This window comes from Peribacillus phoenicis, assembly GCF_047238085.1.
In the GTDB taxonomy this organism is placed as follows: Bacteria; Bacillota; Bacilli; order Bacillales; family DSM-1321; genus Peribacillus.
Genome location: NZ_JBDFMF010000001.1, coordinates 5,119,204 through 5,136,164, shown reverse-complemented (window position 1 = coordinate 5,136,164; position 16,961 = coordinate 5,119,204). Strand labels below are relative to the sequence as shown.

General features: G+C 40.2%; 13 protein-coding genes, 4 tRNA genes and 1 pseudogene. 16 read left to right on the top strand and 2 right to left on the bottom strand.

The annotated features are described in order from the left end of the window. Positions 1 to 84 precede the first annotated feature (84 nt). The 15 genes and pseudogenes from ABC374_RS25445 (at position 85) to rlmN (ending at position 13,414) form a co-directional block, all read left to right on the top strand. Positions 85 to 1,377: an adenylosuccinate synthase gene (locus tag ABC374_RS25445; protein WP_076368493.1), complete on the top strand. Its 1,293-nt coding sequence runs from the start codon at positions 85 to 87 to the stop codon at positions 1,375 to 1,377. Positions 1,378 to 1,643: 266 nt separating this feature from the next. Next, positions 1,644 to 1,719: transfer RNA gene (locus tag ABC374_RS25440), tRNA-Lys, on the top strand. Positions 1,720 to 1,727: 8 nt separating this feature from the next. Further along, positions 1,728 to 1,799, top strand: a tRNA-Glu gene (locus ABC374_RS25435). Positions 1,800 to 1,822: 23 nt separating this feature from the next. Then, a tRNA-Asp gene (locus ABC374_RS25430) sits at positions 1,823 to 1,898 on the top strand. Between the two features lie 29 nt (positions 1,899 to 1,927). Further along, a tRNA-Phe gene (locus ABC374_RS25425) sits at positions 1,928 to 2,000 on the top strand. Between the two features lie 410 nt (positions 2,001 to 2,410). Further along, positions 2,411 to 3,829, top strand: a complete 1,419-nt coding sequence (locus ABC374_RS25420; RefSeq protein ID WP_413020108.1) for a peptidoglycan DD-metalloendopeptidase family protein — start codon at positions 2,411 to 2,413, stop codon at positions 3,827 to 3,829. Positions 3,830 to 4,107: 278 nt separating this feature from the next. Beyond that, positions 4,108 to 4,815 carry a response regulator YycF gene (gene yycF / locus ABC374_RS25415; RefSeq protein WP_034316131.1) on the top strand — a complete coding sequence of 236 codons (708 nt, stop codon included), beginning with the start codon at positions 4,108 to 4,110 and terminating at the stop codon, positions 4,813 to 4,815. Positions 4,816 to 4,820: 5 nt separating this feature from the next. Further along, entirely contained in the window at positions 4,821 to 6,653 is a 1,833-nt protein-coding gene (gene walK, locus ABC374_RS25410; RefSeq protein ID WP_413020107.1) for a cell wall metabolism sensor histidine kinase WalK, read from the top strand. Further along, positions 6,650 to 7,975 (top strand): YycH family regulatory protein, encoded by a 1,326-nt coding sequence (locus tag ABC374_RS25405; RefSeq protein ID WP_350300810.1) that lies wholly within the window; start codon positions 6,650 to 6,652, stop codon positions 7,973 to 7,975. Before walK ends, ABC374_RS25405 begins: the two co-directional genes overlap by 4 nt. Further along, positions 7,962 to 8,759 (top strand): two-component system regulatory protein YycI, encoded by a 798-nt coding sequence (locus tag ABC374_RS25400; RefSeq protein WP_350300809.1) that lies wholly within the window; start codon positions 7,962 to 7,964, stop codon positions 8,757 to 8,759. The genes ABC374_RS25405 and ABC374_RS25400 overlap by 14 nt, the downstream gene beginning before the upstream one ends. 6 nt (positions 8,760 to 8,765) lie before the next feature. Beyond that, the gene (locus tag ABC374_RS25395; RefSeq protein WP_350300808.1) at positions 8,766 to 9,560 is read left to right on the top strand and encodes an MBL fold metallo-hydrolase; all 795 of its coding nucleotides are present in this window, start codon (positions 8,766 to 8,768) and stop codon (positions 9,558 to 9,560) included. Positions 9,561 to 9,832: 272 nt separating this feature from the next. Continuing rightward, positions 9,833 to 11,054, top strand: a pseudogene (locus tag ABC374_RS25390) (S1C family serine protease). Positions 11,055 to 11,236: 182 nt separating this feature from the next. Beyond that, positions 11,237 to 11,398 carry a CxxH/CxxC protein gene (locus tag ABC374_RS25385; RefSeq protein ID WP_065310847.1) on the top strand — a complete coding sequence of 54 codons (162 nt, stop codon included), beginning with the start codon at positions 11,237 to 11,239 and terminating at the stop codon, positions 11,396 to 11,398. Between the two features lie 410 nt (positions 11,399 to 11,808). Further along, complete coding sequence (gene rlmH / locus ABC374_RS25380) at positions 11,809 to 12,288, top strand: 23S rRNA (pseudouridine(1915)-N(3))-methyltransferase RlmH (protein ID WP_350300806.1); 480 nt, start codon at positions 11,809 to 11,811, stop codon at positions 12,286 to 12,288. 58 nt (positions 12,289 to 12,346) lie between these two features. Continuing rightward, positions 12,347 to 13,414, top strand: coding sequence for a dual-specificity RNA methyltransferase RlmN (rlmN, locus tag ABC374_RS25375; protein WP_413020105.1), 1,068 nt, complete (start codon positions 12,347 to 12,349; stop codon positions 13,412 to 13,414). Positions 13,415 to 13,492: 78 nt separating this feature from the next. On the opposite strand, the gene ABC374_RS25370 is transcribed toward rlmN, so the two are convergent. Then, entirely contained in the window at positions 13,493 to 13,825 is a 333-nt protein-coding gene (locus ABC374_RS25370; protein ID WP_350300804.1) for a heme oxygenase, read from the bottom strand. 295 nt (positions 13,826 to 14,120) lie between these two features. Between ABC374_RS25370 and ABC374_RS25365 the strand changes: the two genes are divergently transcribed. Further along, complete coding sequence (locus ABC374_RS25365) at positions 14,121 to 15,569, top strand: DEAD/DEAH box helicase (protein ID WP_413020104.1); 1,449 nt, start codon at positions 14,121 to 14,123, stop codon at positions 15,567 to 15,569. A 475-nt stretch (positions 15,570 to 16,044) separates the two neighbouring features. Here ABC374_RS25365 and ABC374_RS25360 read toward each other — a convergent pair whose 3' ends face one another. Further along, the gene (locus ABC374_RS25360) at positions 16,045 to 16,938 is read right to left on the bottom strand and encodes a hypothetical protein (RefSeq protein ID WP_413020103.1); all 894 of its coding nucleotides are present in this window, start codon (positions 16,936 to 16,938) and stop codon (positions 16,045 to 16,047) included. Positions 16,939 to 16,961 lie beyond the last annotated feature (23 nt).

Below are 16,961 nucleotides of genomic sequence, written 5' to 3'. Positions count from 1 at the left end.
TTGGATTATTGATAAAATAGGTTTGTTTGATAAGAACCGGTTAATGATCGGTATTACGTGAACCTTTGGAGGTGCTTTATTCAGATGTCATCAGTTGTAGTAGTCGGTACACAATGGGGAGACGAAGGTAAAGGTAAAATAACAGATTTTCTATCCCAGAATGCGGAAGCCATCGCTCGTTATCAAGGTGGAAATAATGCAGGGCATACAATAAAATTTAACGGCGTTACCTATAAACTGCATTTAATTCCGTCAGGGATTTTTTATAGTGATAAGATTTGTGTCATTGGAAATGGTATGGTGGTTGATCCAAAAGCTCTTGTAGAGGAGCTTGCTTATTTACATAGCCATGGGGTGAGTACGGATAATCTTCGTATCTCGAACCGTGCACATGTCATTCTTCCTTACCATATCAAATTGGATGAAGTCGAAGAAGACCGTAAAGGCGCCAACAAAATTGGAACGACTAAAAAAGGAATCGGCCCTGCATATATGGACAAAGCTGCTCGTAACGGAATCCGCATGGCAGACCTTTTGGACCGTGAAATTTTCGAGGAAAAATTGTCTCAAAATCTTGTCGAAAAAAACCGTATGTTCGAACGTTTCTATGAAACGGAAGGTTTCAAAATCGAAGATATCTTGGAAGAATACTATGAGTACGGACAACAAGTGCAGAAATATGTTTGTGATACATCCGTTGTATTGAATGACGCACTTGATGAAGGAAAACGGGTATTATTCGAAGGGGCACAAGGTGTTATGCTTGATATCGATCAAGGAACATACCCATTCGTCACTTCATCTAACCCGGTTGCAGGTGGAGTTACGATCGGTTCTGGTGTAGGTCCTACGAAAATCAACCATGTGGTTGGAGTATGTAAAGCATATACAAGCCGTGTGGGCGATGGTCCTTTCCCTACAGAATTACATGATGAAGTCGGCAACCAAATCCGGGAAATTGGCCGGGAATATGGTACGACTACAGGGAGACCTCGCCGTGTAGGCTGGTTTGACGCTGTTGTCGTTCGCCATGCTCGCCGTGTCAGCGGGATTACCGATTTATCATTGAACTCGATTGACGTATTATCAGGTCTTGATACGGTCAAAATTTGTGTGGCTTATGACTACAAAGGCGAGATCATTCATGAGGTTCCAGCGACTTTGAAAGCGATTGGCGAATGTAAACCAGTCTATGAAGAGCTGCCAGGCTGGTCAGAAGACATCACAGGCTGCAAATCATTGGATGAACTTCCAGAGAACGCTCGCCACTATGTAGAGCGCGTATCTCAATTGGTAGGCATTCCTTTGACTACTTTCTCTGTCGGTCCTGACCGTAACCAAACTAATGTCGTGAGAAGCCCTTGGCGTCTAGCGTAATTCATGAAAAAAGAGCTGGCTTTTTTTGCCGGCTCTTCTTTCATTATTTAGATTAATGCATCATCTGTCACATACGGGATACCGAATGAATGGATTAAACTGTAGGGAAAATGAAAAAGATAAGAAAAAAATAATTTTATTTCAAAAAACTATTGCCTAAACTATACTAACCATGATATTATCAAAAGCGTCGTCACAATAGAACAAGCCATTAACAAGCTGCAGATGTTAAGTTCACATCATGTAAAGAAACATTTCATTAGAACGAGCCATTAGCTCAGTTGGTAGAGCATCTGACTTTTAATCAGAGGGTCGAAGGTTCGAATCCTTCATGGCTCACCATTTTTTCCGGCCCATTGGTCAAGCGGTTAAGACACCGCCCTTTCACGGCGGTAACACGGGTTCGAATCCCGTATGGGTCACTTCTTTATATAAATGCTTTACTGGTCCCGTGGTGTAGCGGTTAACATGCCTGCCTGTCACGCAGGAGATCGCGGGTTCGATTCCCGTCGGGACCGCCATTTTATTTTTATTCTAAAATAGAATATTTGGCTCAGTAGCTCAGTCGGTAGAGCAAAGGACTGAAAATCCTTGTGTCGGCGGTTCGATTCCGTCCTGAGCCATCCTTTTATAAACGCCTTTCCTTTAGGGCGTTTTTTTGTTTGCATTCAGATGTATTTTGAATGAAATACTGTTAATAGATTGTTAACGATTTGTAACATACCAATTTGGACCAATTTGTCATATAACTCGCTTTTAACCTTACTGGGCTTAGGTCCACCCCTTTTTCCGCAGTTTATTGAACCTTTCCCACTACCATATTTATTGGTACATGTTGTCACCATTTATACAGTTCTATTACATTATGAAGTCTGTTTCTTGTTTTTTTTCTTAATATGGTAGAGTTATGAGTGATAAAAATCATTATAGCAATCAGTCATGAGCATGTGGATATTTAAATTGGACTAATAAAACTCAAAATAAATTTGATTAGTTTCTTAATTGGTGACTGAGCCGTTAAGGAGGACAATATATGTTTAGCTCAAAAGGTAAGGGGATCATCCTGTTGATGGTTTCCGTCATTTTAGTGCTTGCAGGAAATCGGGCAACTGCTGCTGGGCTATCGGAAACTGCAACCATACAGCATGTTTATCTTAACGATGAGTTCGTCGGAAGTGTCACGGATGAAACGGAAATCGAAAAGATCGTAGCCGATAAAGTGGAAGAAGCACAGGAAGATTATCCTGACTTTACATTCGATAAGGAGAAACAGCTGACTTTTGTACCTGAAGAGGTATTCGATGAAGAGGTAAAAGAGGATCAGGCTGTTAAGGGAATTCAAGATCAGTTGAATGTGAAGGCAGAGGCGTATGAAATCGACATAGATAATCAGGCGGTCGCTTACGTTGCGTCAAAGGAAGATGCCGAGGATGTTCTGGAGAAAATCACTTTATTATATGTAGATGAAGAGGAATACGCTGAATACGAATCAGGAAAAAAAGAAAGTGAAAAAGATGCGGATCCGTTAAAAGAGCCAGGAAGCAGAATTCTGGACATCGAATTTTCACATCCAGTTACGTCTATAAAGACAATGGTATATCCAGACGAAATCAAGAGCGTCGATGAAACCCTTTCCATGATAGAAGAAGGAAAGGAAGAAACGACGATCTATGAGGCTAAGGAAGATGAAGATCTTGAAGCCATTGCCACTAGCCATGATATGGACCTGGATCAACTGCTGGAGCTGAATCCGGGACAGGATGAGAATAGAGGTATTAAAGAGGGCGAGCGTCTCTATGTGACCGAGCGTACCCCCTATGTGAACGTAATGGTAGAAAGAGAAGTATTTAAAGAAGAGAGAATTCCTTTTCAAAAGAAAGTGAAGGAGGATGACGAACTTCCAAAGGGCGAGATCATTACTGATCAAATGGGGAATGAGGGGATTCTTGCGTTCACCTATAATGTAACTGAAACAAACGGAAAGAAAATCAGTGAAACGATCGTAAAAAAAGAAGTCACGGAAAAAGCCGAAACGGAAATCACTAGAAAAGGCACCAAGGTCATTCCTTCACATGGAAGCGGTACATATTCATGGCCTGCAGATGGGGGCTATATTTCCAGTAAGCAGGGCCAGCGCTGGGGGAAACTTCATAAAGGTATTGATATTGCCCGTCCGACCACCAGGACCATAACGGCAGCAGATCATGGGATAATCGAAACTGCCGGAAACTCCGGAGGATATGGAAATAAGATAACGATCAATCATAATAACGGGTATAAGACAGTGTATGCCCATTTGGATTCAATAGATGTAAAAGCAGGACAAAAGGTTGAAAAAGGCATGAAAATCGGCATGATGGGTTCAACAGGGCACTCGACTGGTGTCCACCTCCATTTTGAAATATATAAAAATGGATCTCTCATTAATCCGCTAAACTATATAAGTCAGTAACCGGTGGAAGTCTTCGAAAAATATTCGAAGACTTCTTCTGCTTCATACATAGATGAGAATAATAGGAAAAAGGTGATTTAATGCCTATAAAATGATAAAGTAGAATAGAGACAATTTGCTTTCATTCCGGTGTTCAGCCCCTTTTATTGGGTATATATATAACTTTGCTGAAACAGGTTGCGAAGATTGGTGCAAGCAGAAGGAAAAGTGAATGAGGTCCCGGATAAGGACACGGTTTTTAATAGATTCAGTTCAGTTATTAAAAAGGAGATAAGTACATGGATAAAAAGATTCTGGTAGTGGATGACGAAAAGCCAATTGCTGATATATTACAATTCAATCTAAAAAAAGAAGGCTATGAAGTTTTTTGTGCTTATGATGGCAATGAAGCCCTCAAAATGGTAGAAGAACGGCAACCTGATTTGATTTTACTTGATATCATGCTGCCGCAGCGCGATGGGATGGAAGTTTGCAGGGAAGTAAGAAAGAAGTATGAAACGCCGATCATCATGTTAACGGCAAAAGATTCAGAGATAGATAAGGTCTTAGGATTGGAGCTTGGTGCAGACGACTATGTGACAAAGCCTTTTAGTACCCGGGAAATAATTGCCCGCGTTAAGGCGAACCTAAGACGACAGCAAGCTGTTCCGGTTCCCGATCAAGAAAATGAACCGAAGGAAATTACGATAGGAACGCTCACAATCCATCCGGATGCCTATGTGGTATCCAAGCGGGGCGATACGATTGAATTGACGCATCGCGAATTTGAGTTGCTTCATTACTTAGCGAAGCACATCGGTCAGGTCATGACAAGGGAGCACTTATTGCAAACCGTGTGGGGCTATGATTATTTCGGGGATGTACGGACGGTCGATGTAACGGTCAGACGTCTTCGTGAGAAGATTGAAGACAATCCTAGCCATCCTGGCTGGATTGTAACTAGAAGAGGGGTCGGTTATTACCTGCGTAACCCTGAACAGGAGTAGTTTCTATGAAAAAGGTTGGTTTTTTTCGCTCAATCCATTTTAAATTTGTTCTGATTTATGTTTTGCTCATTTTCGTGGCGATGCAAATAATCGGGGTATATTTTGTTGGGGAATTGGAAGAAAATCTTGTCGGGAACTTTACGAAATCAATAAAAGGCCACGTTAACCTGCTTACCTACAGCATTGGTGAAGAAATGGAAAAAGAGAGGGGAGAGGAAGATCCAACCCTCGAAGAAGCGATTGATACGATATTGAAAGACCGGGATAATTCATCGAATGATATTTCGGAAGTACGTGTCATCGACACCCGCAGCAGACGCGTGATCGGTACTTCAGCCCGAGGTAACCAGGATATTGTAGGGAAGAAGACAACAGAGGTCCTTATCAAGAATACGCTCATTTATGGAAAAGAAGATAATGATATATTTCGGGATAAGAAAACAGGCATGCGGCTCTGGGTCCTTTCGACACCCGTTGAAGCAAATGGGGAGGTCATTGGTGCCGTCTATGTAATAGCTGAGATGGAAAATGTCTTTGAGCAGATGGATGAAATCAATAGCATCTTCATGACGGGTACGGCCATCGCCTTAGTCATTACGGCGATCTTGGGGATCCTGCTCGCACGAACGATCACTAGACCAATGTCTGATATGAGAAAACAGGCCCTGGTGATGGCAAAAGGGAATTTCTCCAGAAAAGTCAGGGTATATGGCGATGATGAAATTGGCCAGCTTGCCGTCACTTTCAATAATTTGACCAAAAAGCTTCAAGAGTCGCAATCAAGTACAGAAGGAGAGCGGCGGAAGCTATCATCTGTACTGGCCAATATGACGGATGGCGTAATTTCAACGGACAGGCGCGGTCGGGTGAACTTGATTAATGAACCTGCGGCACAATTATTGAATGTCTCGCGTGAAACCGTCATGAATCAACCGATCATTGAGGTTTTGGGTCTTGAAGAAGAATATAAATTTGATGATTTACTGGAAGAGCGAGAGTCCGTAATCCTTGATTACAGCAAAAAAAATCGGCCTTTCATTTTGAGGGGGAACTTTTCGGTCATTCAAAAGGAAACGGGATTCGTTAATGGTTTGATTACTGTTTTGCATGATATAACAGAGCAAGAGAAAATCGAGAGTGAACGCAGGGAATTTGTTGCCAATGTATCACATGAACTGCGAACTCCGCTAACGACGATGAGAAGTTACCTGGAGGCATTGGCTGAAGGTGCATGGAAGGACGAGGAAATCGCTCCATCCTTTTTAAGTGTGACCCAAAATGAAACGGAGCGAATGATCAGGCTTGTTAATGATCTGTTACAGCTTTCGAAAATGGACAGTAAAGATTACAGGCTTAAAACAGGCTGGGTGAATTTCAATAAATTCTATGACCACATCATCGATCGTTTTGAAATGACGAAAAATGATGACATCACGTTTAAGCGTGATTTGCCGAAGGAAGCTTATTTTGTGGATATTGATGAAGATAAAATTACCCAGGTTCTCTATAATGTAATCTCCAACTCATTAAAGTACTCGCCTGAAGGGGGTCAAGTGACTTTCCGCGTCAGGGCATCTGATGGCTTTATCATTGTGAGCATTACAGATCAAGGAGTGGGTATCCCGAAAAACGTCATTGATAAAATTTTCGACCGCTTCTACCGTGTGGATAAAGCAAGGGCCCGTAACTTAGGCGGGACAGGGCTTGGTTTAGCGATTGCAAAAGAGATGGTCGTGGCGCATGGCGGGAAAATATGGGCGGAAAGTGTGGATGGAAAAGGAACTACCGTGTTCTTTACACTTCCTTACGAACAGGAAGAAGAGGATGATTGGTCATGAATTTTGAACGTGCAAAAAGTATCATACTGATTATTTTGGTTGGGACAAGCATTTTTTTGACATGGAGCATTTGGACTTACGAGCCTGAATATGATCTATTTGAACAATCGTCGGAATTTATAAAGATTAAAAGCGATGTCCAGATTGTCAGTGATGTCATTAAACCAGTCAGTATCCTTTTCCATGGCAATGGGCAGCATTTCCAGACTTCCAATCCGGCAGAAATTAATGAAATGGAAAAACAATTTTCGCAATGGCGTTTCAGAGGCTTAAAAGAGGTATCCGTAAAAAGGCTGCAAAGGAAATTTGACGATTTTGTCCATGAAGATGGGTCGATTGAAATCGAATTTTCCGATGATATTCCCATCGCTCTTTATAAAACGGTATTGAATATAACGGATAAGGAAGTGCCTGAATTTTCGTTTGATCGAATCATCATTAAACAAAAGGATATCAGCGGTAATGAATCTGCCGTTTATTTTGTTTCCTATGATCAAGAGAAGATTTATCAAGCTATGGTGGACTCTAAAAAACTAAGGAATTTCATGGATTCATTTTATAGGGGTTCCTACGATAAGCACCCTGAATACACGGCCGAAACGATAAACAGCAAAAGGACGCTGTTCGTCCCGGAAAACCCAGTGGAGATCAACAGACTTGAATATTATATTGACTATTTGGATATTGGAAACTTGAAAAATGCGTTATTTAACTATCCGAAGTTCGTACGCCAGGAATCCGTTTCGGTCGGTGAGGAATACACGGATGGAACAAGACTTATGACGGTCAATAAAGAGAATTACTTAATTTCTTATATCAATCCGGCACAAAAGTTATTTGGCAGGTCCAGTGACCTTCTGCAAAAAAGCATCGATTTCATCAATGATCATGCTGGTTGGGAAGATAACAATTACCGCTTTGCCTATATGTCGGAGAATGAACAACGAGTGGTATTTCGCTTATTCGTGAATGGTTATCCGGCTTTCAATGATTATGGAATGACTGAAATCGAGCAAATTTGGGGGAAAGAAGAAATTTATAGCTATGACCGCCCGTACTTTTCACTTGACTCAGTCCTCCCGTCAGAAGGATCACCAAAGACTTTACCAAGCGGTAAAGAAGTATTGAATAAGCTGAAATCGAAAGATAATATCGATTTCAAAAGCGTGGAGGACATCTCGATTGGTTATAGATTGAATAAATCCCTCGATTCCAAACTTGTGACTCTAGTTACACTCGAGCCCACTTGGTATTATCGTATCGGCGATAAATGGTTTATTGTGCCTTTTGAAGAAGGAGGCGATCAAAGTGGATTGGAATAATACAAAGTCGATATTCATCATGGTTTTCTTCATTTTGAATATTTTTCTTCTTTATCAATTCCTGGAAAAGATTAATGACTCCCAATTAGAAAGCTTTACGGAGCCCCTTACGGATGAACTTTTAAAAGAAGATGAGATTACAATAGAAACCCCACTTCCGAAACAAAAGTTGAAGGATCAATTCCTGATTGCCCAAAGCAAGACCTTCGAGAAGAAAGATATACAGCACCTAAAGAATCAAAAAGCAAAAATCATCGATGATAAGAAGCTTGTGGGTACATTTAAGATACCGGTTGGCATGAAAGCGGAAATTAATGCTGCAGACCTTGATATATTCCTGAAGGAGTATATATTAAATGGAAGCGAGTATCATTTTTGGAGCTATGATGAAATAAGCCAGACCATCACCTGCTATCAAGTGGCAGATAAAAAGATGTTTTATAATAATAGTAAGGGTAAGGTCACTTTATATCTGAACAAGAAGGGTGAAATCGTCTCCTATGAACAGATGTATTTAGAGGGGATCGAAAAATTCAACAAACCTAAAGAATTGGTATCTGCTTTAACTGCTATTGGAGCATTGTATGATAATGATGATATTGCTCCCAAAAGCAAAGTCACGAATGTAAAATTAGGTTTTTACAATTCGCTGCAGACGACATCTGTGTCACATTTACTTGTGCCAACATGGTGGGTGGTCATTGATGACGAAACGGATCTCTTCGTGAACGCTTTTGATGGAGAGGTCATTGAATTGAATACAGAAGAAAAAATACTGGAGTGAGTATAGATGACAATGCATTTTAGTGTTCTCGCAAGCGGGAGTACAGGAAATGCCTTTTTCGTGGAAACGGAGGATCAATCATTCCTCGTCGATGCCGGCTTAAGCGGTAAAGCCCTGGAAGCGTTGTTTCAGGATATAGGCCGTGATATGTCAAAGCTATCCGGTATCCTTGTTACCCATGAACACAGCGACCATATTAAAGGTCTTGGCGTGGTTGCCAGAAAACATAAACTCCCGATATATGCGAATGCAAAAACATGGAATGCCATGGATCGATCGATCGGTGAAATTGCAACCGAACAAAAATTCACATTTGAAATGGAACAGGTCAAAACGTTCGGCAGCCTTGATATAGAATCTTTCGGCGTTTCACATGATGCGGCAGAGCCGATGTTTTACGTGTTTCATCATGACGATAAGAAACTTGTGGTCATTACCGATACAGGGTACGTAAGTGATCGGATGAAAGGAATCATCTCTAATGCCGATGCATATGTATTCGAAAGTAACCATGACGTGTCCATGCTGAGGATGGGTAAATATCCATGGAGCATCAAGCGCCGGATATTAAGTGATGTCGGACATGTTTGTAATGAAGACGCCGCCCTTGCCATGAGTGAAGTGGCCGGTGATAAGACCAAGCGGATTTACTTGGCCCACTTAAGCCTTGATAACAATATGAAGGATCTAGCAAGAATGTCGGTGGAACAAACGTTAAAGACAAAGGGGATCATCGTAGGTGAACAATTTTCCTTATATGATACTGACCCGAAAAGACCAACGGAACTTGTTACATTATAAATAAAAGGAATGGATGAGGGATACCTTGTCCATTCCTTTTTATTTTTAAAAATTTCGATTCGTAAGTTACGAATCGGATTAAAAGGGGTATCGTTTGGTTAGAACTGTATAGGTAAAAGAAAAATGGCTGTATATTAGTCAATTTTAAGTTTTCCCTTAAATAAAAGCATGCATTTTTTTAGAAAAAATTCGGTAATTGAGTATAATTGAGGGAGGATACCAAACAATAGAATTGCTATAATTCATTCCTAAAATGAGAGGATGGGGCGGTCTTGGGTTATTATGATCAGAATGATGAGAACCAAAATAAACGGAAAAAGAGCCATACGAGCTATTTTCTAGCAGGCTTGGGGGGCGCCATTATCGGGGCCTTACTTATTTTATTAGCCTTTCCGGGAAGTGGACTGTTAAATAACGATGATAACGAAATTACAACCGAAAAATCAACGGGAAGTGAGTCCACGGAGCAGGCTCAGCAAAACCTTACTGTTGATGTAACAAGTGCCGTCACCAATGCCGTTGATAAAGCCAGCGACGCAGTGGTCGGCATCACAAACATTCAGGAAACGAACTTCTGGGGTCAAGGGAGCAACGCCGAGGACAGTTCGGCAGAAGCCGGCACAGGTTCGGGAGTCGTCTACAAAAAAGATGGCGGCAAGGCCTATATCGTCACGAATAATCACGTCATTGAAGGCGCTAATGAACTGGAAGTGACATTAAGTGATGGCACTAAATTGCCAGCTGAACTACAAGGCAGTGACCCATGGACAGATTTAGCCGTCATTGTCGTGAATGGTGATAAAATCAAAACCATTGCAGAATTCGGAAAATCCGACAAATTGAAACCTGGTGAGCCTGTAATTGCCATTGGTAACCCACTAGGCCTTCAATTCTCTGGATCGATCACACAAGGAATCATCTCCGGTTTGGAGCGCACGATAGAGGTCGATATCAATGAGGACGGCCAAGTGGATTGGAATGCGGAGGTCATTCAGACCGATGCAGCGATTAATCCAGGTAACAGCGGGGGGGCACTCGTTAATATGTCAGGGCAGGTCATCGGAATAAATTCGATGAAGATTGCAGAAAATGCAGTGGAAGGAATCGGTTCTTTCCATCCCAATCGATTCAGTTATCCCGATTATTAATGATATAGAGGAATTTGGTGAAGTGAAACGTGCTTTCTTGGGTGTGAACTTGGCATCTGTAGAAGAAATTTCCCAATACCATCAACAAAATACATTAAAGCTGCCAAGGAAAGTTACTTCTGGCGTTGCAATAACAGGCGTTCAAAGCAACTCTCCAGCATCCAAAGCAGGATTGAAGGAATTTGACGTCGTAGTTGGAATGGATAATGAAAAAATCCATGATGTCGTCGAATTAAGAAAATACCTTTACAATGAAAAACAAGTCGGTGATAAAGTTAAAATCACTTATTACCGTGACGGAAAGAAGGCAACTACGGAAGTCACGCTTTCAAGCAGCGAAATCTAAAACGCAAACGGACAGGGGGCGGGCAATGCTTCCTGTCCTTTATATTTCCTTGCGATTTTCTTATTTTTTGTTACGATTACCTGTGGATATATAAAGAAATTAATGGAGTTCACCCAACCTGTGGATAATTGGGAACAGAAGTACTTGGAATAATGAAATGAGAGAGAAAGGAGATATGAAAGATGAAATTATATTGCTGTCAGGAGCATGTTGACATGGCGCTGGATGAAGTGGTATACGAGTGTGAAACCTATCCTGTTTTAACGCTGGTTCCTGAAGAAAATCAGTTATCAACAACCTGTGAATATTGTCGAAACGTGGCAATATATCTAGTAGGGAACTAATATTCCCATACAAGATGTGGATAGATTTTGTGGATATGTGGATAACTGTTGTGGATAACATGTTTGTAACCTGTTCTTAACTTGTTCTTAACATTTTTCGAAGAATGAACCTGAGGGTGGAATTGTTTAGATTCAAGCTTTTTGTTGTTCAAATAAAAGAAGCTCTGTTGGAAAATGGATCCTTGGAAATCCAGCATAATTCTTTATCGGATCTTAACTTGATCGATCGAAATTTTTTACCGTTGCCGATTTCAGGGGCAGCGGTTTTTATTTGAAGGGTCATGGAACCCCTTTAAATAAAAATTGGAAAGGATATGCTTGTTTTGCTTATAGGTCACTGTAAGGTATGATAATAGGTAGGCAAATCCGACAACTGATAGTAAAACCATAATGAAAGTTAGAGGATATATATGAAAATAACGATTATTACTGTTGGCAAGCTAAAGGAAAAATACTTAAAGCAAGGTATTGCTGAATATACAAAAAGGTTAAGTGCCTATGCTAATATAGAACTTGTTGAAGTACCGGATGAAAAAGCTCCGGAGAACCTGAGTGCAGCGGACATGGACATTGTAAAGCAAAAGGAGGGTGAACGAATTCTGGCTAAAGTCAGCCCGGACACCTACGTGATAACGCTTGAAATCAATGGAAAACAGCTTACTTCAGAGCAGCTGGCCACTCATATGGATCAGCTCGCCACTTATGGAAAGAGCAAAATTGCCTTTATTATTGGCGGGTCGCTTGGACTTGGCACCGAGGTGTTATCAAGAAGCGATTATGCCCTTTCCTTCTCGAAAATGACTTTTCCGCATCAATTGATGAAACTGGTTCTTGTGGAGCAAATATATCGGGCTTATCGGATAAATAGAAATGAACCATATCATAAATGAAAGAACTGATTCCGAGGTTAACATATTAAATCTTAATGTAATGAAAAGAGGGTAACGAATGAATAAAGAGTCCATTTATGGTTTAACATTCGAACAATTGACAGCGTGGCTTTCGGACCATGGCCATAAAAAATTCAGAGCTTCCCAAGTCTGGGAGTGGCTTTATAGAACACGTGTGACGAGTTTCTCTGAAATGACGGATGTTAATAAAGACTGCATAAAATTACTTGAAGAGCACTTTGTCATCCAGACTTTGACTGAGCACGTTAAGCAAGAATCAGCGGATGGTACGATCAAGTTTCTGTTTAAATTACAGGATGGAAACCTTATCGAAACGGTCATGATGAGACATAAATACGGAATTTCGGTTTGTGTCACCACCCAAGTGGGCTGCAATATTGGCTGCAGTTTCTGTGCAAGTGGATTATTGGCCAAAAGCCGTGATTTATCCAGCGGGGAAATAGTGGAACAAATCATGAACGTTCAACTGCATCTGGATAAATTGGAACAAGAGGATGTTGTAAGTCATGTTGTTGTAATGGGGATTGGCGAACCGTTCGATAACTTTGAAAACATGATAGACTTTTTGAAGGTGCTCATGGACCATAAGGGTCTTGCTATCGCTGCTAGGCGGATTACTGTTTCAACGAGCGGTCTTGCCAATAAGATTTATGAATTCACCGATACCCAATTACAGGTGAATCTGGCCATCTCATTACATGCGCCGAATAATGAACTCAGGACACGAATCATGAAAATAAACCGAGGTATACCGATAGAAAAATTAATGAAATCTCTTGATTATTATTTAGAGAAAACGAATAGGAGAATTACGATCGAATATATCCTATTGAAAGATGTTAATGACCATCAAGAAGAAGCCGAGCAACTCGCCGATCTTCTTGATGACAAAAAACATCGGCTCTATGTCAACCTGATCCCCTATAATCCTGTAGATGAGCATAGCCAATACCAAAGAAGTGAAAAAGAGTCCGTTCTCTCGTTTTATGATACGCTGAAAAAGAGAGGCATCAATTGTAAAATTCGCCAAGAACATGGAACGGATATTGATGCGGCTTGCGGTCAGCTTAGAAGTAAACAAATCAAGAAAGCTGAAGCCCAATAATTTATTAAGAGAGACCCAAGCCAGAAACCCCATCAAAAAGAGGCCGCATATTTTGCGGCCTCTTTTGGTGTGATTTTATTATTTAGCTATTTCTTTTACTGAGGCGACTTCATAAGTAGTAAGCTCGCTGCCTAGAATTGGAGATTCTTTTTTTGCTTCACCGGAACCTGGTTCAGGCCGTTTATGTGCAGCTTTGAATGCATCGCTATTTCTCCAAGCAGTAAAGTTATCTAGGTTTTCCCAGTACATATTAACGCTCAGTTCATCGTGATCCGACAAATTCTGCGTTAATAATACTTCAACTTTTACGAAGCCTTCCATAGTATCAAGTGGACCTGGTGCAGTAAATCCTGGGGCCATGACTGCCCCCATCCCTTTTTTGACTCTGATTCTATTCGTTACGATTATCATAAATCAGCTCTCCTTTTGGACTTCGGTTTAGAATCTACACCCTATTTTTACGCAATTTCATACATATTTTAGCATATTGAAAGAAGCAGGGTCCATTTTGATTAACTCTGATCATGAGATCCTGATGACCCTTGTTTTAATGAAGACGGACGCTTCATTATATTGAAATAAAGCAATTGAATTTGGATATTACAAGGTTTATCGATGCATATCGCGTATAATAGAAATCTGTATAAGGAAATTACGATTATGGAAACAATAAGGCAACATACTAAACAACAAAAGAGGCTGTTATATGAATGAATTAAGTTTTACTGATTATACATTAAGCGATGAAATTGTAAGGGCATTAGAAAGCTTGGGATATCATCGTCCAACCGAGGTACAGCGTGAAGTGATTCCAGTGGCGCTGAAAAAGCGTGATCTTGTCGTAAAATCGCAAACGGGAAGCGGCAAGACCGCTTCATTCGGCATACCGATCTGCGAAATGGTCGATTGGGAGGAGAATAAGCCTCAGGCGCTTATTTTAACACCGACACGTGAGCTTGCCGTGCAGGTTAAAGAGGATATTACGAATATTGGCAGATTTAAGAGGATAAAGGCTACTGCGGTTTATGGAAAACATCCATTCGCACTGCAAAAAGCGGAATTGAAACAAAAAAGCCATGTAGTCGTTGGAACCCCGGGGCGTGTTCTGGATCATATCGAGAAAGGGACATTCGCCTTGGAACGCTTAACTCATTTAGTTATTGATGAAGCGGATGAAATGCTGAATATGGGCTTCATTGAACAAGTGGAAGCCATTATTAAAGAGCTTCCGAAAGATAGAGTAACCATGCTGTTCTCTGCTACGTTACCTGAGAGTATAAAAAAGCTATGCAAGCAATATATGAAAGATCCTTTGGATATTGAAATCAAAGCAAAGGGATTAACGACGGAGAAAATTGAACATGCTCTTATTGAAGTGAAGGAAGATGATAAGTTTTCCCTGCTTAGGGACGTCACCATCACGGAAAACCCCGATAGCTGTATCATTTTCTGCCGGACAAAAGATAGGGTGGACCAAATATGTGAACAGCTGCTGGAACTGGAATATCCGTGTGATATGATTCACGGCGGCATGCTTCAGGAAGATCGCCTTGCAGTGATGAATGAATTCAGAAGAGGTGAATTCCGCTATTTGGTTGCGACAGATGTTGCTGCACGTGGAATTGACATCGATAATATAACCCATGTGATTAACTATGACCTGCCATTGGAAAAGGAAAGTTACGTACATCGGACTGGAAGAACTGGACGAGCCGGTAAAAAAGGAAAGGCCATTACTTTTGTGACGCCGTATGAAGACAAATTCCTTACTGAGATTCAAAGCTATATCGGTTTTGAAATCCCTAAGATGACTGTTCCTTCAAAAGAGGAAGTCTCCAATAAAAAAATGGAATTCGAAGCGAAACTGGAAGCTCGTCCAAAGATCAAAAAAGATAAAAGTGAACAATTGAATAAACAAATCATGAAGCTGTATTTTAATGGCGGCAAGAAAAAGAAACTCAGGGCTGTGGATTTTGTCGGAACCATCGCTAAGATTGATGGAGTGAATGCAGAGGACATCGGGATCATTACGATCCAGGATAATGTTTCTTATGTGGAAATATTGAATGAAAAGGGACCGCTTGTCTTGAAAGTGATGAAAAATACGAAAGTAAAAGGCAAGCTTTTGAAGGTTTCAGAGGCCTTTAAGAACTAAAAGAGAAAGAAGCGGGAGGGTTATCTAACTAAGGATAACCAATTAAAGTTGGTTCTGTTTGTTTGTAGGCAAAAGGGGTTCTATCTAGTTTTTAAAAAAAGTTGATTGGAACGTAAGGAACGAGATTCCTGCGGGGGAATCGTGTCCAGGGGAGACCCCGAAGGGCAATGGCGCCGAGAGCGGACCGCACGCGGAAAGCGAGTGTCTAGAGTGGAAAACAACGTTCCTGTAGAAAAAAGTGGGGTGGTGGAAGTTTTGAGAGTAAACCTCCACCGCTTTTTTCTTGCTAAAAAAAGCTTCTTTTATTTTTTTTGAAATTTTATAAATTCTAAATACATCATCGGGAAAACAATTACAAACATTATTATAAAACCTATTATTATTCCTACCAAACTTTTATCCTGAGTTATGGACATGGATACATAATAGAACGCTACACTCGTAATAATTAAATATAATAAATATCTTAAATACTTCATTTTGTTATATCAATCCACCCATTATTTTTATACCAATCCTTAGAATCTAAAAATTTTGCTATGGCTACACCAACATCTGCATAGTCTAAAGCAAAACTGACAGCACCACCAATTACTGTTGCTATGGCAACTCCTCTTACCGTTTGAATCCCAAGCTTCTTTGCTTGAGCTGTAGCTACCCTAGATATTCCTTCGGTAGCTGCTTTTTTTCCTTTCTTCTTTATATAACTTTTTACTGCACTTACACCCCCACCAACTACTCCACCTATTGCTACATTGAAAACAGACCCTGCAAAGTAAACACCAACTCTTACTTTTCCTTTTTGTTTATTAGATGCATATACTTTCTCTGAACCAAAAAGTAAGTTTTTTGCCTTAGAGAATAAAGCTAATTCTTCATATTCTAACTTTTCTACATAGTTTTCTTCTAATTGTTCTTGAGCAGCCTTTAAATCATTAAATGTCTCTGAATTTCCATCAAAAATACCTATAAGTGCTTCTTCTAATAACTCTACTTCCTCAGTACCAGAAATTGCTGCTGCTTCTTCAATTGTTTTTATAAATTCTTTTTTTTCAACTTCATTCATTTTTGATATATCTAAATTATCAACCGAAGCTTCAAAATCAAAATTTTCATCTAGTATTTCATGGTTAAATTCCTCAGCACCATTATCTGTGTTTACTCCTAAATCTTCAATTTCTGTATCACTTAACTTATCTAATTCATTATAAGTTAAATCTTCTAATAATGATTCATTCTCAAATTTTTCTCTAAAATCTTCTAATGAATCAGTTGTATTAGCAAAGGCTAAAAATGTTTCACCAACCGTTGAAAATAATAAAATAAAAATAGTAAAAATTACAACCTTTGGTACAAAGAGTTTACTCATATGACAATACCCTCCTTTTAATA

Bases quoted from the DNA above. Each gene is read 5' to 3' on its own strand.
- ABC374_RS25445 (WP_076368493.1), top strand. From the start codon at position 85: ATGTCATCAGTTGTAGTAGTCGGTACACAATGGGGAGACGAAGGTAAA.
- ABC374_RS25420 (WP_413020108.1), top strand. From the start codon at position 2,411: ATGTTTAGCTCAAAAGGTAAGGGGATCATCCTGTTGATGGTTTCCGTC.
- yycF (WP_034316131.1), top strand. From the start codon at position 4,108: ATGGATAAAAAGATTCTGGTAGTGGATGACGAAAAGCCAATTGCTGAT.
- walK (WP_413020107.1), top strand. From the start codon at position 4,821: ATGAAAAAGGTTGGTTTTTTTCGCTCAATCCATTTTAAATTTGTTCTG.
- ABC374_RS25405 (WP_350300810.1), top strand. From the start codon at position 6,650: ATGAATTTTGAACGTGCAAAAAGTATCATACTGATTATTTTGGTTGGG.
- ABC374_RS25395 (WP_350300808.1), top strand. From the start codon at position 8,766: ATGACAATGCATTTTAGTGTTCTCGCAAGCGGGAGTACAGGAAATGCC.
- ABC374_RS25385 (WP_065310847.1), top strand. From the start codon at position 11,237: ATGAAATTATATTGCTGTCAGGAGCATGTTGACATGGCGCTGGATGAA.
- rlmH (WP_350300806.1), top strand. From the start codon at position 11,809: ATGAAAATAACGATTATTACTGTTGGCAAGCTAAAGGAAAAATACTTA.
- rlmN (WP_413020105.1), top strand. From the start codon at position 12,347: ATGAATAAAGAGTCCATTTATGGTTTAACATTCGAACAATTGACAGCG.
- ABC374_RS25370 (WP_350300804.1), bottom strand. From the start codon at position 13,825: ATGATAATCGTAACGAATAGAATCAGAGTCAAAAAAGGGATGGGGGCA.
- ABC374_RS25365 (WP_413020104.1), top strand. From the start codon at position 14,121: ATGAATGAATTAAGTTTTACTGATTATACATTAAGCGATGAAATTGTA.
- ABC374_RS25360 (WP_413020103.1), bottom strand. From the start codon at position 16,938: ATGAGTAAACTCTTTGTACCAAAGGTTGTAATTTTTACTATTTTTATT.